Origin of the sequence: Pseudoalteromonas peptidolytica (assembly GCF_012641745.1) — a bacterium.
Taxonomy (GTDB): domain Bacteria; phylum Pseudomonadota; class Gammaproteobacteria; order Enterobacterales; family Alteromonadaceae; genus Pseudoalteromonas; species Pseudoalteromonas peptidolytica.
Map to the genome: position 1 here is coordinate 125678 of NZ_WEHZ01000009.1, position 20633 is coordinate 146310.

Genomic DNA, 20633 nt, shown 5'->3' on the forward strand with positions numbered 1-20633 from the left:
AATCACATACTATAAAATGCTTATCCATAGCTCAACAGTTATTGTTGTAAACTTTATGAATATGTCCGATACCGTCTAGTATTGGACATATTGTAGTAACGATAGTGCGCATAATGCAATCCACACATAACAACCCATAATTTATATTATGTTAAATAGGTTGTTTTATACTGCCAGTTGGATTCCTAATCAGTTGATTACTTCTCTTTTGCCATCTATGTGTTGCTTTAAAAGAAATACCGCACGCTCTAATGTCACATCATTACCATTTTCGTCCATATCACCTGGCATTATCACTGTCGGTTCGAAATCTTCACGGTAACGACCATCTACGTGATATAAACGTTCAAACCCCAGTTCAATCCAAGCATCGCTTTTGTCGAGTGGTAATCGTTTTATGCCGCCCAGTAAATCAGCCATTGGAGTGCCAACCACAGCAATTGCACCAAGCGCGTCTAAACCGATTGTCATTCCTTCGCCTATGCTACCTGTCCATCTCCCAGCCAACGCAATAAATGGTATTTGAATACTTGGCTGCGCTGGTTGAGTGTTTGCTGTCTCAACTTGCGCGCGCTGGTAATGAATAGTCGGAGTTTGTATACGGTGCTTTTGATATGCTGCAGCTGTGGTGGAAAAATGACCTAATATAGGCTCTGCAACACCCGTATTTCCACCACTTGGCGTATTGCGTAAGTCTATAATATACCCTTGAACTTGACCAAGTGCTTGCAATGCAGCTTTAAAGTCTGCAACGGTATTACTATTTCCCATGGCATTGTTAAAGCGAATGTAACCAAGCTCTTCAATTTTTTTGTATAAAACAGTACCTCCTTTAGAAAGCGCATTAATGGCGTCATAACTTGCAGGAAGTTGCATCTCAGATGTTCCCTGTTTCGTTATTAGCTTAAACCTTCTAGGTTGATAGCGCTTGCCGCCAAGCGCGATATTCAAAGCGTAATTTTTCTGAGCATCTGTTAGCCTGCTAAGCTCGACCTGCATTACATCTTCAATAGCACTCACTATTGATTGGCCATTCACTGTTGAAATTTTATTTCCTGGTCTTATGCCTTCAATGTCGGCTGCGCTGTCTCGTTTTACGTCCAAGACCACCGCTATATTTTCTTCAAACACGGCAAAAATATCTGCGCCAGTTGGATAAACAATATAGTCATCTTCATTTAGTGGGCCTAAATTGAGGTGTGGGTCGGTGAAGTGGCGTAAATAAGACTGGCTCAAATCGATAAAATCTTGCTTGTTGTAGACACCGTTTAACTTTTTTCTAAACGCTTGCTCAACAGCTTGATGATTTTCTGCATCTCCAAGGTAGGCATAATGTGTTGCCAGTACCGTGTTTAGTTGTTTCCACGCGCCATTGACATCAAACGTCTTTGCTAAAGCGGCATTTGTGCTAAACAGCGCAAAGCCAAAACACCAAGCATGTACCGTTTTCATGTAGTGTTATCCTTGTCGTTATTTTTAGTTCCTAAGATAAAGCTTAGTGAAGTGCCGCAGTAAAAGGGATGGACTTACAAATCTCCGCCTCTGCAATTAGAATTTCTTCAAGCCGTTGGTCGATAATATGTTTGCCGAAATATTCATATCCAAGCTCTACAAATAGGTTTTTATGTTTCTCTTCTGACTTGGCAATGGCTACGTAAAACTCTTTTTCTTTGCCTTTAGGTAGTGCTTCAGCAACCAGTGAAAATCGTTCATGTCCCCTCGCCTCTATCACGGCACCTATTAATAGCCTGTCAATCAGGTATTCATCACTCCCTTGACGAAACAATGCACGCATCTGTTTTATATAGGGATCTTTTTGGTCATTACCTAACAATGTGCCACGTTCTGTGAGTATTTTTAATACTTGCTTGAAATGTATCATTTCTTCTATGGCAAGATCAGCCATCGCTTTCACTAACTTTATTCTATCTGGATAATGTCCAAGCATCGCCATTGCCATGCCTGCTGCTTTCTTTTCCGCCGCAGCGTGATCTTGTAGAAAAGTATCGAAATCAGCTAAGACTGCATCAGTCCAGCTAAATGGAGTGTGATATTTTAGTTCAAACATAACTTCTTTTTAATTTTAAACCTTTAATTACTATTTTTAGATAGCGTTATTGTATAGTGTTGCGTCTTTATCTGACTTTCCATTTCTTGTGGAGTCAATCTTATTTGAGTGTTGGAACCACTTCCATGCTGTGACTTTACCGTTAATGTTAACATGCGGGATCCGGATGTTTTGTCCAGGACAATCCATAAACTGTGCTAGTTTAGTCGTTATATCCGCATCAGTTAGCATCACCTCGATGTTTTCTATCTGGTTTGAAGCAACAAAATGACGAACTTTTCTTGTATGCTGGTTATAACATGTTAGCCAGTAATCATCATCTTCAAAGTGTTGCTCAAAATTTGGAAAGGTAGCTAGGTAACAACGTTTGATAGTGTCGTTAAACCCTCCTTGCTGAGAGAGTAAATTTGCACGCATTGATGACATTAACCGTCGAATTGAAGGCAGCCATTGCTCAAATTCTCGCGTTAAATGGATAATCTTAGAGCTTGGATACAAGGTATACAGCTTTTCAAAGTCTGCGAACACTGGCGTATCTGCTAAAAAGTTAGCGTCTTTAATAGCCTGTCTTGTATAGGCTGTGTGAGCTGTTTTATATCCTAAATTGAGGGCTGTAATACATAAGCTCGTGGTGCCAGTTCTAGGAAGTCCAGTGACGAGTATTTTCTGTGTGGCCATTATATTAACTAAATAAAATATAGGTATAAATTGGACAGAGATAAGGTAAGGATAACGCCATAGGTAGTGGCCATTGACACTTTGCGTATAGAGAAGTTATTGCGCTGTAGCGCGATAAAATGAGCAACTCGAGAAAAGACAAATGCCGCACCTAAAATGTGAACAAATAAAGCGCTAATATCTTGTAGTTCGAGCAGTAACATCATAATCAGCACAAACGGCGTATACTCAATGAAATTAGCATGAATTCGAATGGCACTACGCAATGTATCAATATCACCATCACCGAGTGAGATCTTATGTTTGTGCCTCAATGAAATGATACTAAAACTCAATTTAATATATAAAAGCGCCAACAGTGCCGCATATAATCCTGTAATCATAAAAAACCCTCCGATTGGAGGGATAGTTTATAACTTTACGGTATTGGCCGCTAGCTCTACTTGAGTAGATAAACGGCATAAACTTCAGCGTTTAGTGTTATTGAGCCTGTGTTATATGCGTCTTTATACGATCCTCGATCAGCTTCCATCGCCATAGCTGCTGTGCGAACATATGGTTGGATGGGTGTTTGCATAGGTTGGAACGACACAGAGTAAAGCTTGTCTAACTCGACTTCAAACTCGCCTGCTAATTCTTTGGCTGCTTTTTTGGCGTCTTTTATCGCCGCTTTTTTAAGGCTTTGCAGGTATTTACCTTCATTTTCTACACTAAACTCAGTGTTATTAAACTGATTAATACCACTATCTACAAACTCTTGTAAAAGCTTTGGGTATTTCGCAATGTCTTTGAGTTTTACTGTCAAACTGCGGCTGACCCGAAACCCATCAAACTCTTCTTCATTGGTTTGACGGTTATAACGCGTTTGCCTGTAAATGTTTAATTGATCTGCGTGAATATCACTTTCCTGAATGTTGAAATCTTTTGCTATTTCGATAGCTTTTGCCATGACTTTGTCCACATTTTCCTTGGCAGTTGGCAATGACTTGTGATTTTCAGTTATTGCCACGCGAACGGTAGCAACGTCAGGCTGTACTTGTATAAAAGAAGTTCCCTTCACATACAGGTGAGGTGAATCAGGCAAGCTGCTTGCCTTTGTAATGCTACTAAAGATCAAAACTAAGGGGAATAAAAGTAAGCGTTTCATATACACGTCTCGTAATGGTTTGGTCAGTAAAGTTTATTAGACCATAACTGTGTTAATCATTGCTGAACGCTAAACGCATTTTCCAGTGACTGGATTATATAAGGTTCCTCTAATTCAAAGAAAAGTCCTTTGTGAGCATCAATTATTTTTGCTTGCATTCTCGGCTCGGATAGAGCCTGTTGAAACAAACGAATTGCTGCTTTACCCTCATCGCTTCTTGCGCATGCTATGTACCCAAAAATAGTGAAGTCGGCTTCTGTAATTGCATGAAAGCTATACTGATTGAGCGAATGTGCTGACGGGTGCTCAGCTATAAACACTGAACTGTATTCAATTATGCCATCCAACTTCCCTTGGCTTAGCATCGCTCTTAAGCGATAAGCGCTTTGGTTTCCCTCTGCGAACCAAAACGTGTCTTTGTGTTGTGATATTAAGTTATCTATTTTGTTACCGTACGAGCGGCCATCGGAAACCCCTATGCGCAGGCCTCTGTCTATAACAGTTGCCAGTGAGACAATGTCAGGTATCTCTTTTTGATTTCGCAGTATAAGTCGGTTGGCAGGAAATGACATCAGTGGTAAGTCTGTAAAAACCGCAACTTGCTCTCGCTCTGCTGTTTTTACTTTATTATAGAGGCAAGCGTTGGGGTTTTGGCTCAGCTCTCTCCACTCCCTTGCTCGACTGGCCGCAATAAATGACATTGTCATTGCATTACCCAAGCTTCTTTCCAATTTGATTAAGAGTTGAGTCGCTAAATCGTTTGGTGCGGTTTGCCTGTCGGGGTCGTAATCGGACACCACTTCTATTTTCAAATCAGCGGAGTACACAAATATACTGAAAATAGCTGCAAACAAGGCGACCAAATCGCGCATGCCATTCCCCTTTCAATAAACAACATGCAGTGAAGCATATGCTCCTTGACCGAGTAACTGCATTTAAACGCTTAAGTGCTCCTAGCACCGTTGATTATAGAAGTATGGCGCAACTTTAACCATTGCGCCAAAATAAAGCGTTTAAATACTGCAACGCTTGTAGTTTCTGTATTCAGGCGTCCAATAGTTTTTCTCTAATGCTGCCCAAATGGCATCATCATCCATTTCAAGTGCGACGCCCTCTTCCATCGCCTTTTTCGCAACAGCGAATGCGATACGTTTACTCAACGGTTCAATTTCAGTGAGCGCAGGTAAAAGGCTTCCCTTGCCAGTGTTTGCACGTGGCGATGACTCAGCGAGCATTTCACTTGAAACCATCAGCATGCTGTCTGTAATGCGTGTAGCTTTAGCTGCTAACACACCAAGGCCAATACCTGGGAAGATATAGCTGTTGTTACACTGAGGGATAATAATAGTTTCGTCACCGTGTACCACAGGCTCAAAAGGGCTGCCAGTCGCAACGATAGCTTGGCCATCAGTCCACTCAATCACATCTTTTGGATGCGCTTCGACTTGCCTTGACGGATTACTCAATGGGAAGATAATCGGCTGTGCGCAGCCACTGTGCATAGCTCTGATCACTTGCTCAGTAAACAGACCTGCTTGACCCGATACGCCAATCAAGATGTCTGGTTTTGCACAGTGCATAACGTCTAGCAAAGAGGCAAACTCTCCGCTGTACGTCCAGTCATCTAAATTAGCTTTTTGCTGCACAAGGGCTTGTTGGAAGTCTCTTAACCCTTCCATTCCTTCTGTTAATAACCCAAAACGGTCAACCATGAATACTTGGCTTCTCGCTTGCTCATCTGTTATCCCTTCAGAGATCATTTGACTGATAATCTGTTCAGCAATTCCACACCCTGCCGAACCGGCACCAACGAAGACAACTTTTTGTTCAGAAAGCTTAGCGCCTTTCACGCGACAAGCCGCAAGTAGAGAACCCACGGTTACTGCTGCTGTTCCTTGAATGTCATCATTGAAACTACAGATTTCATCGCGGTAACGTTTTAGTAAAGGCATCGCATTAGGCTGAGCAAAATCTTCAAATTGTAGCAATACATTTGGCCAACGACGCTTTACTGCTTTGATAAATAAGTCAAGAAACTCATCATACTCATCTTGGCTAATACGTGGGTGTCTTGCACCCATGTACATCGGGTCGTTGAGTAGTTTTTCGTTATTTGTACCCACATCTAACATTACCGGTAGTGTATAAGCTGGGCTGATCCCACCACACACTGTGTAAAGCGCTAATTTACCAATCGGGATCCCCATACCACCGATACCTTGGTCGCCCAAGCCTAGAATACGTTCACCGTCAGTAACTACAATGACTTTTACTTTACCTTTCGTTGCGTTTCGTAAAATATCGTCAATCTGATGGCGCTCTTCATAAGAGATAAATAAGCCGCGAGAACTTCGGTAGATGTCAGAGAATTTTTCACACGCGTCACCTACTGTAGGCGTGTAAATAATAGGCATCATTTCCTCTAAATGATCACGTACTAGACGGTAGTACAACGTTTCATTGTTATCTTGAATGGCGCGCAGATAAATATGCTTATTAAGGTTATCACTGAAGCTTGAGTACTGCTGGTAGCAACGCTCAACTTGTTCTTCAATGGTTTCATAGCGAGGAGGAAGAAGACCTGCTAAGTTAAAATTTTCCCGCTCACGTTGAGAAAAAGCACTGCCTTTATTTAGTAGTGGCGTTTCTAAAAGTGTAGGTCCTGAATATGGAATGTAGAGATAATTTGGATCGGTTTGTTTAGTCATATTTACAAGCTTGACACGAATTTTTTAGTCTAAGGGTTTATTATTGTCGAAAAGGATTAAATTACAATGAATTTAGTGCTCATCAGACCAATATTAACGCGCTCCAGAGCGCATCGATGAATCGTTTTCTGGAACGCGAAATTATAGCTTAAAAGCACCTATATAACTATGGCTTATTCACTACTTTCACCAAGCGCGATGCCTTCTCTTCTTGGATCGGCACCACCTACTAAATGACCACCTTTAATCTCGATGGCATGCAGCCCTGAGTTTAAGTCACGGATCTGTACCTCGTGTCCCTTTTTTTCAAAAAATTGCACGTGACCTACAAGCTCGGTGCCTTTTTCAAGGGTGGTATATTTATTGCGGTTGGTAATTTTAGGCAAATCAATTGCAGCTTGAGGAGATAAACCCCAATCTAATACACCTACTAAGGTTTGTGCAACGTAGTTGATGATACGGCTTCCGCCAGGAGAACCAACAACGAGTTTTAGTGAGCCATCCTTATTAAACACCATGACCGGTGCCATGGAGCTTCTTGGACGTTTATGGGCTTCAACACGGTTTGCTACCCATTTATCTCCCGATTTAGGAGAGAGTGCAAAGTCCGTTAGTTGATTGTTAAGCAAATAGCCATTGACCATAACAGTTGAGCCAAATGCCATTTCAATCGAGCTAGTCATGGAAATTGCGTTACCGTCAGCATCGACTATTGATACATGGCTTGTAGAAGGTAACTCATAGCTATCATTCATAGCATAAGCCAGCTTCCCAGCAGTTGGATCGCCTACTGGAAAATCATGGTTATCCATCTCACTAATAAGTTTGCTTCTACCTTGTAAATATTGCTCATTGAGTAATTCGTTTGTAGGTACTTTAACAAAGTCAGGATCTGCTACATAAAAGTCCCGATCCGCAAACGCTAGCCTTGAAGCTTGAGTAAACAGGTGAAGCGCTTCAGGGGCATTGGCTTTGTATTTTCCTAATTCAAATGGTTCTAGCAACTTCATCATTTGTAATACAGCAATACCACCGCTACTTGGTGGTGCCATAGAGCACACTTTATAAACTCTATAGCTGGTACAAATTGCCGACCTTGTCTTGCTTTCGTAGTTTGCTAAATCACTTAACGCTAGTGTGCCAGGTGCAATCTCAGACTTTTGTACCGCTTCAATTAGCTGAGTAGCATTTTGCCCTTCATAAAAAGCTTGAATGCCTTGTGTTGCCAGTTTGAAATATAGATTAGCCAAAGGTTGGTTCTTGAGTAAGGTGCCAGTTTTTAGCGCTTCACCATTAGGGTAGAAATATTCTTTCGCAGGGCTTAGCTTTGTCAAACCTGGATTTAGCCTCTTCTCAAGTAACATATTTAATCGTGGTGATACGATAAAACCATCGCGGGCAAGCTCAATTGCCGGTTTAAAAAGTGTTTGCCAGGGTAGCTTTCCGTACTTGTCATGAGCAGACTTAAAAGCATGTAAGATCCCGGGAACACCGACTGAGCGCCCTCCAACAACGGCTTCTATCCATCTAACAGCGTTTCCTGAGTCGTCAAGGAATAGTTCAGGGCTTGCGCCTTTTGGCGCTGTTTCTCTACCATCAAAAGTAATTAATTCTTTGCTCTTCTTATCATAGTGCAAGATAAAAGCACCGCCGCCTATCCCCGAGGATTGCGGCTCTACTAAAGTTAACACCAGTTGCGTGGCTATCATGGCATCGACGGCACTACCGCCTTTTGACAACATCAGTTGTCCAGCTTTACTAGCATATGGATTTGCGGCTACCACCATATACTTTTCAGCAATGCGAGCTTCTTTTGACTGAAAGCCAGTCGCTGCTTCTGGCTCTCTAATTTCGGTTGTTTTTTCTTCAGCTAAGGTGTTTGTTGAAAAGCTGAATGCGGCTATCACGCTGAGTGATGCAAGTGTATGTTTCATAATACCCACTTTGCTAGCTACTAATATTTGGCATCATAAAAGCAATTAGGCACAATATGCAAAAAGAATAATGCGAAATTGTATGTTTGAGCTTCCGACCAACAAAGAATATGTCATAGCACCACTGTCTCTGGCGATTTTATCAACAGTATTAATGCTATTCAATCTTGGTTATTACCTAGATTTTGACCGAACAGCGATTGCCAATGGCGAGGTTTGGCGTTTATTAACAGGGCAATTTACCCACAGCAACTGGTATCATTTGTTACTCAACATATTGGGTATTGTGTTTATATGGTTATTACATGCTGAGTACACAACAATCAAAAAGTATTGGGTCAACGTCGGCCTTTTAGGCGCGTTTACGGGACTTATGATCTGGTTGTTTGCACCAAACATAGTTGTATATACAGGGTTGAGTGGCTTGCTACATGGTTTAATTGTCTGGGGGGCGCTTGAAGATATAAAGCGTAAGCTAACCACTGGATACCTGTTGTTGATTGGTGTTTGGGCAAAGGTTTTATGGGAGCAATATGCTGGCGCAAGTGCTGATGTTGCTATGCTTATAGATTCGAGAGTCGCCATTGAAGCGCATCTATTTGGTGCTATTGGAGGCGTACTGTTAGCCATTATTTATTTATTCTACAAAACAAAAAAGCCAGCTTAAGCTGGCTTTTTATTTGCGAGATATTGTACTAATTTAACTTGATACTTGCTCGAGTTGAAGACGCAAATATGCCGAGAACCGCATTAAATGTTTTTCATTTAGCATAGCTAGATAGCCATCTAACCTTATGATTCTCGGCAAAGTTTTCTTGCCTCAATATAACGCCCTTCGTTGAGCAATTGGTATTATAAGTTTTCCTTAAACAGCTTGTATATACGACGGTATTCATCCAACCAACTTGATGGCTGTCTGAAACCATGTGGTTCCACCGGATAAATTGCGGTTTCAAAGTCTTCCTTTTCTAACTCAATCAAACGTTGTACAAGACGCACGACATCTTGGAAAAACACATTATCATCGACCATAGGTGCGTTGATGAGAAGTTTGTTTTTCAACCCTTCAGCATGGTAGATAGGTGAGCTGCGCTCGTATGCTATTGGGTCAACATCCGGTCGGTTAAGAATATTTGACGTGTAAGGGTCATTGTAATAAGCCCAATCGGTTACCGGACGCAGTGCAGCACCTGCTTGGAACAGGTCAGGCTGAGTGAATAACGCCATAAAGGTCATAAAGCCGCCATATGAGCCGCCGTAAGTTCCCACTGCGCCACGGTCAACGTTTGCATTATCCACCATCCACTCTACACCATCTGCCAAATCTTCAATTTCTGGTTTACCCATATGGCGATAGATAGCAGTCCTCCAATCACGCCCGTAGCCTTTCGAGCCACGATAGTCCATATCCATAACAACATAGCCTTCACTAGCTAGGAGTGAGTGGAACATAAACTCTCTAAAGTAGTTGGACCAACCCATATGCGAGTTTTGCAAGTAGCCCGCACCATGGTTGAAGATAACCGCTTTACGATTTTTACCGGTTTCACCTTCTTGATAGTCGGCGGGGTAATATACTTTTGCATAGACAGGCTCACCTTGATGACTAGAAGGCACAGCTACAATTTTTGGTGCGATTAACTTTTTATTTAAAAATGTGTCTGAAACAGTGTTTGTTAATCGAGATACTGAGGCTTTCGGTGCTGCGTCTGCAACGTAAAGCTCAGGTGGCATCATGATTTTAGAGTGCGTAAGTAAAAGCTGTTGTTCATTTGGGCTTAGCTGATAATCCGTAAGGCCATCTAAATCTGTGATTTGCTCGTCTTGCCCTGTCTCTAAGTTTACACGATAGATTTCATATAAGCCCGGGTGCTCTTTATTCGCCTTATAGTAGATAAACTTGTTATCTGAAGTTAGGGTCGGCTCTGAGACTACAAACTTACCAGCAGTCATTGCCTTTGCTTTGCTATTAAGTGGTTTAAGATATAGTTGGCTGTAACCTGACTGTTCAGAAAGGTAATACAGTGTATTTTGATCATTTAGCCAGCCAAAATCATTGTAGGTATAATTGATCCACGCATTGTCATGAAGACGGTGCTGTGAGATGAATTGCTGCTTATCGAAATCCACCGTGGCGATCCAGCGATCTTTATTATCCCATGCGCCTAACATGACAGCTACCTGTGAGCCATCACTGTTCCACCGGATAGCAGATTGATTCCAACCCCAAGTATCTATCAGGTTAATGTCACGAGGTACCTTTTTGCTGTTATAGGTTCCGCCTTTAGCCTCAGCATTTTCACGTTTAACCTCAGCTAATACGTCCTCATCAAAACCAGGTAATGTGTCGTAACTTAGTGTTACTTGCTCAGCACGGTTTAAATCAATGAAAATGATTTCCGAACTCATTGGCTCCGTATCAGCCACTCGACGGCGTGCTTTAACAGGATCGATATCGCCATTTTGACTCACGTAATTAGGCATAATGTCGGTATCTGCACGACTAGGTTTGTTATCGGTTATGACAGCAATAAGCTTATCTCCTGTCGGAGCTAAGCTTACAGACACTAATGCCTTGCCTTTGCCTAAGTAGAATTGATTGCTTTGAATACTGGCATTTTTGGTGTCAATCTCTTGCGCGCGAGCTTCACGGTCTTTACTATTTTTATGCGTTAGTGCCACAAATTGAATAAGCTTGTGCTGTTGCTCAGCAATATAGCCACTGGGCTCTTTCACTCCTTGTGGTTTATCGGCCAAATGTAACTTAACTAGCTCTTTGGTTAGGCCAGTTTTTAAATCCACGGCAAATAACGCATTACCAGCGCGGTAAGCTAAACGATTGTCTGTTAAAAACTGCGGTGCATATTCATAAGCTGATGAGTGAGTAACTTGTGTTAAATCGCCTGACTCTATGTTTTTTACGAATATGTTTCCTTTGAACTCATACGATTGCAATGTTCTATCTGAATTGTAAATCGCATTTTGGGCACCAACCGCGTGTAATTCAGCAAGTGACACCTTTGTACTTTTTTGTTTATTGCTAACTGCAAAAAGATCCCTTAACTCGTTTCCTGCTTGCTTGCGTTTGTAATAAATCGTGTCGCTATCAGCACCCCAGAATGCACTTTCAGGCTGACGTCCTAGCCAGTCAGGATGTGCCATTGCTTGTTTTAAAGTGATCTGCTCACCGCCAAAATCAACAGGAGTCGTAACAACAGGCGAAACGGAATTATTTGTTGCTACATCCTTGGTTTGCTGGCTTACTTCGGTCGTTTGGCAACCTGAAAGAAAAAGGCTTGAGGCTACAGCCACTGAGATAAGAGAGAGTTTTAACATGTGCTTTCTTATAAGTGATTAAATTTGCCTAATTTAAGCAGAAAGCTAGCGGAATATCGAATAATTTAAGATTAAAGACCGCATGGGTGGGACAAAAAAAGGCCAGCATGGGATGCTGGCCAAATACTCTCTGCGCTCACATAGTCGTTGATGGACAACGAGTATGAAGTGAGGCCTATCCACGCCTCGTTAAAGTAGACAGTACATTTGAAAAAGAGTTCCAAAAAAACAGCAAAAAAATAAACTTTTTTTAATGCTATCAAAAATTGCATTTTTATCAGGGAGCTAGAGCCACTAGTAAGCTTGTGAGAAACTAGGTGTTGAAGGAGTTAATAATAAAACTTAACTCCTTCTAAAATGTGTTAATTTAAGACTAACTGCTGTGCAGTGTCCATCACACCGGGGTAATGCTGCTCTGGTAAAATGTCGGCCAGCTCAGCCAGTACTTCACCTAATTTATGTAAAGAGTCTGCTGAAACATTAATGTGTCCAACTTTGCGTCCTGGTTTTGCAGATTTACCATACCAGTGGCTAGTGACTCCAGGTATTGCGAGTACTTGTGGTGGGATATGTGCTTGTCCTAACACATTTATCATAGCAGTTGGACGCAGTAGATTTGTATCACCGATAGGTAAACCCGCTACAGCACGAATGTGGTTTTCAAACTGACTTACGTGAGCGCCCTGTTGAGTCCAATGACCTGAGTTGTGAACTCTTGGAGCAATTTCATTAACCAGTAGCTGCCCTTCAACATCAAAGAATTCGATAGCTAAAACACCAACATAATTCAGCTCATTGGCGAGCTTGGAAAATGCTTCTTCTGCTTGAGCTTGAATACTCGCCTTTTCTTTACCTGCAAGAGAAAGCGTCAGTACACCATTTGTGTGCTGATTTTCTGTCAGAGGATATATTTTGCAATCGCCCTCTTTTGTTCGAACACCGATAATTGATACTTCGCGATCAAATGGGATCATTTTTTCCGCTACAATAGAGTGAGGCTGCGCTTGTGTACCTGCTTGCAAAAATGCTGACATTTCATCCCAGATTGCATCGATTTCTGCTTCTGACTTTACTCGCCATTGCCCTTTTCCATCGTATCCTGCTTGGCAAGTTTTAACCACCAATGGCATACCAAGTTCATCAATTGCTTCAAGAAAGTGGGATCTATCTGTGATAATTTTAAACGGTGCACATGGTACTTTGGTCTTGTCCAAGAGTGCCTTTTCTTTTGCTCGGTCTCCGCCCGTCGCAATGGCTTCAGCACCGGGATAAAACTTACCACTTTGTTGGCATAAAGCCAGTATATCCAGTGGGATATGTTCAAACTCAGCAGTAATCGCATCGGCACTTTCGATTGCTTGTTGAAGTGACTCTGATGTCGTTGTAAAAGTAACGGGGTTTATTACTGTTTTACTACCAACATCGTAAGCAAGCACTTTGATATCTAGATGAGTTGCTGACAGACTCATCATACGAGCCAACTGGCCCGCACCTAAAACAAGAATATTCATGTTACTTCGCAGGGTCTGGGTTAGCTAATACGGTGTCTGTTTGCTCTTTTCTGAACGCTTCTACCTTTGCAAATATTTCAGGCTGTTGACAACCTAAGATTTGAGCTGCTAACAATCCTGCATTTGCAGCACCGGCATCACCAATTGCAAGTGTGCCTACTGCAACACCTTTTGGCATTTGGCAAATAGAAAGTAATGAATCAACACCATTTAGGGTTTTCGATTTTACTGGAACTCCAAGTACCGGTAAGCTAGTGAATGCGGCTGCCATACCAGGCAAATGTGCAGCGCCGCCGGCACCTGCAATAATTACTTTGATCCCACGCTCAGCTGCTGTCGAAGCGTAGTCAGCCAGAAGCTGAGGTGTGCGGTGAGCAGAAACCACCTTTGTTTCATACTCGATACCAAACTTTTCCAACATTTCGGCTGCATGTTGCATTGTAGGCCAATCTGATTTTGAACCCATAATGATGCCAACGGTCATAATAATTCCTCGACTAATTTTGAACGATACAGAGCTAAGGCCCTTCATGCCTTAGCTCGGCGCATTATACCTGAGTTCGTCTTTAATGCGAAGAATCAACTTATTGGAACAATCGGAGGAATGATTACCAATTCAAAACTTACTTTTTTGCAGTTATTGGACCGCGTAGTAACGTAATTCTATCCGTGTACAGCCTTACGCACTGACTATTCAACATATGGAAACGTTAATCCTATGAGTAAAGTAAAATCTGAGCTGTGCCTAACTTCTGGCTCTACTTTCATTAGTTTGTACTGTTAATTCTAGACCTTTAGCTCTTTTAAGGTGAGCAAAGAAAGATTTTGGTCCCATAATCAAACACAAAACCGCCAACCCTCCTGGCAACAAAACAAGCTTTAATATTGGTCCTAGTACATAACTATAAAAGCCAATGAACGGCATAAAAAGTATATATCCTATGAATAAACGCAACTGCTGCATGGTCGAGACTCCTATCTTTTTTTGAGCGTGCTCAATTATAATAATGAGCGTGCTCAAAAAATGCAAATTATATCTGAAATTACTTATAACCGTGCTACAATTGCCTGCAAATAAAATGGTAACCTTATGAAAAAAAGAGAAATTACATATAAGAAGATCCTAGAGTCAGGTTGGCTGCTGTTCCAGCAAAAAGGCTTTGAAGAGACCACTACAAGGCAAATTGCTCAACAGGCAGGTGTTGCCACGGGCACGGTATTTGCGCACTTCCCTACTAAACTAGAGATTTTAAAAGTAGCGATGTACGAACAGATAGAGCAGCTCATAGCACAAGCCCAAAAATCTGATACTCAACACAGTGCCAGCTTGAAGCTTAGGCATTATGCTAAATACTTATTTGCCTTTTATCTTGATAATCGCGCGTTTAGTAAAGAACTAATAACTGGGATAATCTGGCAGAGCCATTTTTTCTCTGCTCAGTTGGACTTATTTAAGCAGCTACTTTTTAGTGAGCAGGAATATGATGAATTAAAAGCTTCGGTAATGATGGATTGCTACTTTATGACGGTAATTGAAGGGTTAAATGATGAGACCTCTTCTGTTGACGATCTTATCTATAGATTATCACAAAAGTTAAAATTAATTAGCCACCAAAGTGTATGATGTGTTCCTTTTGAAATATTCATGTAATTTAACTTGTACTTTTGTACAGATGGCCATATAAATGCAGCAAGGGCTGATGTAATAAGCAAGTGCTTGGGAAAAGTTACTTAGTTCCTTACTTTGTCTAATGAGGTCAAAATGAAACGCGTCATCTTATTCTTGATAACTAACTTAGCAGTTATGCTGGTGTTAGGGATCGTGCTATCTATTATAATGTCTGTATTTGGCATATCTAGCCGTAGTTACACTGGCATTATGATTATCGCCGCCGTATTTGGGTTCGGTGGTTCCTTTATTTCATTGTTTATGTCCAAATGGGTGGCTAAAAAGTCCACTGGCGCAGTTGTTATTGAACAGCCACGTAACGAGACTGAACATTGGCTAGTATCAACTGTAACGCAGCAGGCTAAAAAAGCAGGAATTGCTGTGCCTGAAGTTGCAATTTATGATAGTCCTGAAATGAACGCTTTTGCTACAGGTCCTAGTAAAAATAACAGCCTAGTTGCTGTTAGTACAGGCCTGCTGCATAACATGAGTCAAGACCAAGCCGAAGCGGTATTAGCACATGAAGTATCACATATCGCTAACGGTGATATGGTTACGCTTACGTTGATCCAAGGCGTGGTTAATACCTTTGTTATCTTCTTTGCCAAAGTATTAGCTGGGATTGTAGATAACTTCTTGAATAGTGATGAAGAAGAGTCTGGCGGTAGTTGGACGTATTTTATCTTCGATATGATCTTCCAAATACTGTTCGGGATTTTAGCTTCTGTCGTCGTTGCCTACTTTAGCCGTAAACGCGAATTTGCAGCTGATAAAGGCGCAGCAGACTTAGTTGGTGCACATAAAATGCGTTCAGCTTTAGAGCGTTTAAAGCATAACCACGAATCGCAGCTTGAAGGCTCAATGATGGCTTTTGGCATTGCATCTGGTAAATCAGTGGCTGATTTCTTTGCATCACATCCACCGCTAGATGAGAGAATCAAAGCATTATCGTGATAGAATATATATAGATTACAGGGCAGCGCTTAGCTGCCCTTTTTTATAGCGAAATACGATATAACCCGTCACTTACACAGCAAAACCCTAATCGTGATAATAAGTTAAGCGAGCGATGATTTTTGGGAGATACCCTTGCTAACACTGTAGAACAAGCAAATGGTAGTTGTTTTGCTTGTTTAAATAGGTGACTGAGCGCTTCAAACATCAACCCACTCCCCCAATACTCAGGTGAAAGTTCGTAGCCTACATAAATGCCATCAGGCTCTTCATGTTCTAGATAAAAGCCAACACACCCAATGATCGTGTTGCTCTTTTTGCAAATAAGGCAAAAACGCCCTCCAATTCGTTCATACAATCGCTCAATATCCATCTGGATCATACACTTTAAATCTACTTCCGTGAGATTATCACCATAATCATTAAAGGCTTTGACTTGTGGTAAATTGAGTAACGGTAGTAATTGACTACTGTCTCTATGACGAATTGGTCTAATAACCAGTCTATTGGTTACGAATTCCATTTAAGGCCTACACAAATAAGTGATTGATGCAATAGTAGCACTATTGGTAACGATTGGATCTTTCAATTTTATGATTTATTGGAATGTTTTATAATATCCATTTTTGGGAATAGTATAAATGAGCGAAGAATTCAAAGTCATCCCACCTACAACAAAAGTTTATTGCCCAGAGCGAGGCGAAGGCTGGACATTAACAGGCATTACAGGAATAGATGAAAACGCGTCAGTGATGTTTTCTGGGGTGCGTTACACTATCTCAGCAAAAGAAATCATAGGTTCTTTATTGCCCAATTATGAAGCAAAACACAAAGCCGAATAAATACACCTTAAAAGCGGCTAAAATAAGCCGCTATCAAGTTCACTTAGCTACCGAAGAAGGCAAATTAAACAACGATAGCAGCGAAGCACGCAGTTGTAGTTTTGGCGTACCGTCACTGTATGGTGCAGTTGCAAGTAACGGACAACCTAAACGTAGTTTTAGGCTATCAAGGTTTTCTTCAAACACAGCCATATTAGGATCCACTTGATTGGCAATCCAGCCCACCAAATTAAGCCCTTTTTGTTTTATAGACTCCGCGGTTAAAAACGCGTGGTTTAAACATCCAAGCTTCATACCTACTACCAAAATGACCGGAAGCTGGGCTCGCGCAACCCAATCATATAGATATTCTGTGTCATTGATAGGTAGCGCCCAGCCACCTGCGCCTTCACACAATATATATTCAGCCCCTAATTGGCTTAGATCTTCATATCGAGCTTGTAATTTATCAACGGTGATCTCAACATTCGCCTGCTTTGCCGCAATGTGAGGAGCAATAGGCGGAGCAAAACAAAACGGATTCACTTGTTCGTAGGTACCATGTACAGTCGCCGCTTCCATTAGACTGATAGCATCAACATTAACTAACTCACCAAACGCCTCTTCTGCGTCAGCTGCAATGGGTTTAAAACCGATAGCTTGCTTAGTATGCTTTGCTAATAGCCTTAACAACAAGGTAGAGATGTAGGTCTTACCTACTTCGGTATCTGTTCCGGTTATAAAATATGCGTGTTTCATTTTTGTAGTTCCAAAAAGCCCACTTGATAACTTACATCAAAACCGCAGCCACTTTGCGGATAATGTGCTAATAAACGCCTAAACGCCGCCTTACCCAATAGTCCTTGGCGCTTTGTTGGCGCTTTAACGTCATTGGCACCGATTTTTTTAACTGATCGCAACGCCTTGAGCGCAGAATCATATCTATCGATTAAGGTTTCTTCTTGTGTCCAAACTACCTTAAACCCTGCTTTTTCAGCAAATTTGCTAAGTTTCGTTAAAGTATGGAACGTATTGACATGACTACACTCATCAATTGCTTGCCAAGCAGTGTTGATTTCGGCTAATGAGCCAGTTAATACCGAGCTAAGTATCACACGCCCCTGATTTTTTAATACTCTATAAAGCTCTTGAAATAGCATTTCAGGTGAATTGGACCATTGAATAGCAAAGTTACTAAACACTAAATCGATGCAGCTTGCTTGCAGCGCTAATTTGTCCATATCGCAGCAAACACTCGCGCTCAAATTTACTTGGCTTGCGAGCATTGCATGGCTTAGATCTGCACCTAGATATTGGGTGGTATACCCTTTGAGTCTGTGGTAGTTTTCATGAGGCCCACACCCCAAATCAAGCATACGAGGAAACATACGCACTACCCCCTGCTCACTATTGTAATGAGCTAAACGAGAGAACAATATGTTTGCGGCTTGCTTTTGTACATTGGCGTGTTGTGAGTACGTTTTCGCGGCTTTAGAAAAGCACTTAGCAGTTTGTGTTACTTCTGCTTTACTCATGACACCTCCACTAGAGCAGAAACTAGATATTCAATATCTTGAGTGCTGTGTTCTGCCGTGATTGTTATACGTAAACGCGCTGTATTTTGAGGTACGGTCGGCGGCCTTATCGCCCCTACCCAAATCCCTTTTTGCTTGAGCTTATTTTGTGCTGCTATCACATTTTCGCTCGTGCCGAATACCAATGGCTGGATGGCTGTGTCGCTTGGAATAGTTGATAGCTTAGTGGCACTAATTAACTTTTTAAAATATGCAATATTCCTCGACAACTTGTCCCTAGGCTCTGTAGCCAACAGCAATCTATTAAGCTGATGTAAAGCCACACTTGCCATAATTGGTGATAATGCTGTGGTATAAACAAACTCACGGTTAAATTGCACCAAATATTCGATAACCTGCCGACTGGCTAATACTGCTGCCCCTTGGCAGCCCATTGCTTTACCAAACGTTACCACTAGTATTTCTGGTCTGATACCTGTATCTACTGTCCCTAGACCATTTTCACCAATCACCCCGAAGGCGTGGGCATCATCAACCATTAGCCATGAAGAATGGGATTGCGCAAGTTTACTTATTTCAACAATAGGTGCGGTATCTCCATCCATAGAAAATACGCCTTCCGTAACAATCAATTTATTGTTAGCTTTTGTTTTTTCCAGTCTAGACCTTAAGTGGTTCAGGTCATTATGGTTAAACCGCACGAACTTAGCGTTTCCAGCTAATCCACCATCTATTAAACTGGCATGATTTAACTTATCTTGAAACACCGCTGCACTAAATTGCTTTTCCCCAGAGGTAAATAATGCCTTGAGTGTGCTGGTATTCGCAGCAAAACCACTTGGAAATAACAGCGCAGCTTCATAGCCAAGTGCGCCACACAATTGACGTTCAAGCTGTTGATGTACGCTCAAATACCCTGTTACCAATGCCGAGCTTCTGCTTCCAGCCTCTATAGAGACCAGCTGAGTAGCATCTAGTTTCGTCGCAAGGCCAAGATAATCATTGCTCGCAAAGTTAAGGTATTGCTCACCGGCAATCGTAATTCGACTTGCACACGCATGCTCTACTAACACGCGCTGCCTAAACAGCCCTTCGGCGCGACGCGTTGCAAGGGCTTGCGTTATATATGAAAATGACATCAATTAGTTTGCTTCGTAGAACAACTCTGACGTCGCTTTATCCGCAATAGCTGAACTTAACGATGCTTCATAGGCTTCATCTGAGTAATCTTCCCGCTTCTCTGGGTTCATGCCCAACTTTTTGATCAGATTCATATCTGCATCTGCTTCTGGATTCTCTGTGGTCAGTAGCTTATCGCCGTAGAATATAGAGTTTGCACCGGCAAAGAAACACATAGACTGCATTTGTTCATTCATTGCAGTTCTACCTGCGGATAAACGCACATAACTGTGTGGCATCATAATACGCGCGACGGCAATCGTACGAATAAACTCAAAATGATCTAAGTCATCAACATTTTCAAGTGGCGTGCCCTTAACCTTAACAAGCATGTTAATCGGTACACTTTCAGGTTGCTTTGGTAAGTTTGCAAGTTGAATCAACAGACCATAACGATCAGATGCCTGCTCTCCCATCCCAACGATACCACCAGAGCATACCTTCATGCCTGCGTCTCTAACATGGTCAAGCGTATCCAAGCGGTCTTGATACGTTCTTGTGGTAATAATTTGCTCGTAATACTCAGGAGAGGTATCCAAATTATGGTTGTAATAATCAAGGCCTGCTTCTCGTAGCGTATGTGCCTTTTGATTATCAAGCTTACCTAAGGTCATACAGGTTTCTAGGCCAAGCTCTTTAACTTCTTTGACCATTTTGGCGATGTAAGGCATATCTCTGTCTTTTGGATCGGACCACGCTGCCCCCATACAAAAGCGCGTCGCCCCTTTTTCTTTCGCCAGCTTTGCTTGAGTTACAACCTTTTCCACTTCCATCAAGCGCTCACGCTCTAGATCTGTTTTATAGTGGCCTGACTGCGGACAGTATTTACAATCTTCAGGGCAAGCTCCCGTTTTGATAGACAGCAAAGTTGAGATCTGTACTTCATTGGGGTTGAAATTTTTGCGGTGAATGCTTGCAGCATAGAAAAGTAAGTCATTAAAAGGCATAGTGAACAGCGTTTTTACTTCTTCATGTGTCCAATCGTGTCTTAGCGCGCCTAATTCCATATTTTCATTCTCTTTTTATTCTTGCCTAAATTTAGCGCACGGATACCGTGTGGTGGTTAAATTTAGAGCATTCAAACTGACGGTGA

General features: G+C 41.8%; 21 protein-coding genes. 4 read left to right on the forward strand and 17 right to left on the reverse strand.

What is annotated here, in order from left to right; all coding sequences use genetic code 11:
- Positions 1-189 precede the first annotated feature (189 nt).
- The 8 genes from F9Y84_RS08100 to ggt all read right to left on the reverse strand — a co-directional run bounded on the left by F9Y84_RS08100 (position 190) and on the right by ggt (position 8535).
- Positions 190-1452: a S41 family peptidase gene (locus F9Y84_RS08100; RefSeq protein ID WP_147389491.1), complete on the reverse strand. Its 1263-nt coding sequence runs from the start codon at positions 1450-1452 to the stop codon at positions 190-192.
- A 43-nt stretch (positions 1453-1495) separates the two neighbouring features.
- Positions 1496-2068, reverse strand: a complete 573-nt coding sequence (locus tag F9Y84_RS08105; RefSeq protein ID WP_147389492.1) for a MiaE family protein — start codon at positions 2066-2068, stop codon at positions 1496-1498.
- 36 nt (positions 2069-2104) lie between these two features.
- Positions 2105-2746, reverse strand: a complete 642-nt coding sequence (locus F9Y84_RS08110; RefSeq protein WP_147389493.1) for a sulfotransferase — start codon at positions 2744-2746, stop codon at positions 2105-2107.
- Between the two features lie 8 nt (positions 2747-2754).
- Positions 2755-3129 (reverse strand): MAPEG family protein, encoded by a 375-nt coding sequence (locus F9Y84_RS08115; RefSeq protein ID WP_147389494.1) that lies wholly within the window; start codon positions 3127-3129, stop codon positions 2755-2757.
- Between the two features lie 56 nt (positions 3130-3185).
- Positions 3186-3830: an SIMPL domain-containing protein gene (locus tag F9Y84_RS08120; protein WP_225740719.1), complete on the reverse strand. Its 645-nt coding sequence runs from the start codon at positions 3828-3830 to the stop codon at positions 3186-3188.
- Positions 3831-3949: 119 nt separating this feature from the next.
- A complete protein-coding gene (locus tag F9Y84_RS08125) occupies positions 3950-4765 on the reverse strand; it encodes an ABC transporter substrate-binding protein (RefSeq protein ID WP_147389496.1) in 816 nt (271 codons plus the stop codon).
- A 141-nt stretch (positions 4766-4906) separates the two neighbouring features.
- A complete protein-coding gene (locus F9Y84_RS08130) occupies positions 4907-6601 on the reverse strand; it encodes an NAD-dependent malic enzyme (RefSeq protein WP_147389497.1) in 1695 nt (564 codons plus the stop codon).
- Positions 6602-6774: 173 nt separating this feature from the next.
- Positions 6775-8535 carry a gamma-glutamyltransferase gene (gene ggt, locus F9Y84_RS08135; protein ID WP_147389498.1) on the reverse strand — a complete coding sequence of 587 codons (1761 nt, stop codon included), beginning with the start codon at positions 8533-8535 and terminating at the stop codon, positions 6775-6777.
- Positions 8536-8617: 82 nt separating this feature from the next.
- On the opposite strand from ggt, the gene rrtA reads away from it, so the two are divergent.
- On the forward strand, positions 8618-9202 hold the full coding sequence (gene rrtA, locus F9Y84_RS08140; protein WP_147389499.1) for a rhombosortase: 585 nt from the start codon (positions 8618-8620) through the stop codon (positions 9200-9202).
- A 185-nt stretch (positions 9203-9387) separates the two neighbouring features.
- Here the strand turns inward: rrtA and F9Y84_RS08145 are convergent, their stop codons facing one another.
- From F9Y84_RS08145 to F9Y84_RS08160, 4 genes are all read right to left on the reverse strand, one after another.
- A complete protein-coding gene (locus F9Y84_RS08145; RefSeq protein ID WP_147389500.1) occupies positions 9388-11871 on the reverse strand; it encodes a S9 family peptidase in 2484 nt (827 codons plus the stop codon).
- Positions 11872-12233: 362 nt separating this feature from the next.
- Positions 12234-13382: a 5-(carboxyamino)imidazole ribonucleotide synthase gene (locus tag F9Y84_RS08150; protein WP_147389501.1), complete on the reverse strand. Its 1149-nt coding sequence runs from the start codon at positions 13380-13382 to the stop codon at positions 12234-12236.
- A gap of 1 nt (position 13383) precedes the next feature.
- Positions 13384-13866: a 5-(carboxyamino)imidazole ribonucleotide mutase gene (gene purE / locus F9Y84_RS08155; protein ID WP_125254160.1), complete on the reverse strand. Its 483-nt coding sequence runs from the start codon at positions 13864-13866 to the stop codon at positions 13384-13386.
- A gap of 261 nt (positions 13867-14127) precedes the next feature.
- A complete protein-coding gene (locus F9Y84_RS08160) occupies positions 14128-14346 on the reverse strand; it encodes a hypothetical protein (RefSeq protein WP_128732508.1) in 219 nt (72 codons plus the stop codon).
- Positions 14347-14472: 126 nt separating this feature from the next.
- On the opposite strand from F9Y84_RS08160, the gene F9Y84_RS08165 reads away from it, so the two are divergent.
- Positions 14473-15006 (forward strand): TetR/AcrR family transcriptional regulator, encoded by a 534-nt coding sequence (locus F9Y84_RS08165; RefSeq protein ID WP_147389502.1) that lies wholly within the window; start codon positions 14473-14475, stop codon positions 15004-15006.
- A 138-nt stretch (positions 15007-15144) separates the two neighbouring features.
- Positions 15145-16005 (forward strand): protease HtpX, encoded by an 861-nt coding sequence (htpX, locus tag F9Y84_RS08170; RefSeq protein WP_128732506.1) that lies wholly within the window; start codon positions 15145-15147, stop codon positions 16003-16005.
- A gap of 43 nt (positions 16006-16048) precedes the next feature.
- Here the strand turns inward: htpX and F9Y84_RS08175 are convergent, their stop codons facing one another.
- Positions 16049-16528, reverse strand: a complete 480-nt coding sequence (locus F9Y84_RS08175) for a GNAT family N-acetyltransferase (RefSeq protein ID WP_147389503.1) — start codon at positions 16526-16528, stop codon at positions 16049-16051.
- A gap of 118 nt (positions 16529-16646) precedes the next feature.
- On the opposite strand from F9Y84_RS08175, the gene F9Y84_RS08180 reads away from it, so the two are divergent.
- Positions 16647-16847: a hypothetical protein gene (locus F9Y84_RS08180; protein WP_125254165.1), complete on the forward strand. Its 201-nt coding sequence runs from the start codon at positions 16647-16649 to the stop codon at positions 16845-16847.
- 39 nt (positions 16848-16886) lie between these two features.
- Here the strand turns inward: F9Y84_RS08180 and bioD are convergent, their stop codons facing one another.
- From bioD to bioB, 4 genes are read right to left on the reverse strand one after another with little or no spacing between them, the layout of a single operon-like run.
- Positions 16887-17585 carry a dethiobiotin synthase gene (gene bioD / locus F9Y84_RS08185; RefSeq protein ID WP_147389504.1) on the reverse strand — a complete coding sequence of 233 codons (699 nt, stop codon included), beginning with the start codon at positions 17583-17585 and terminating at the stop codon, positions 16887-16889.
- Positions 17582-18361, reverse strand: a complete 780-nt coding sequence (locus F9Y84_RS08190; RefSeq protein WP_147389505.1) for a methyltransferase domain-containing protein — start codon at positions 18359-18361, stop codon at positions 17582-17584. The genes bioD and F9Y84_RS08190 overlap by 4 nt, the downstream gene beginning before the upstream one ends.
- Positions 18358-19500, reverse strand: a complete 1143-nt coding sequence (locus F9Y84_RS08195) for an aminotransferase class I/II-fold pyridoxal phosphate-dependent enzyme (protein WP_147389506.1) — start codon at positions 19498-19500, stop codon at positions 18358-18360. The genes F9Y84_RS08190 and F9Y84_RS08195 overlap by 4 nt, the downstream gene beginning before the upstream one ends.
- 3 nt (positions 19501-19503) lie before the next feature.
- Complete coding sequence (gene bioB, locus F9Y84_RS08200; RefSeq protein ID WP_147389507.1) at positions 19504-20547, reverse strand: biotin synthase BioB; 1044 nt, start codon at positions 20545-20547, stop codon at positions 19504-19506.
- Between the last annotated feature and the right edge of the window lie 86 nt (positions 20548-20633).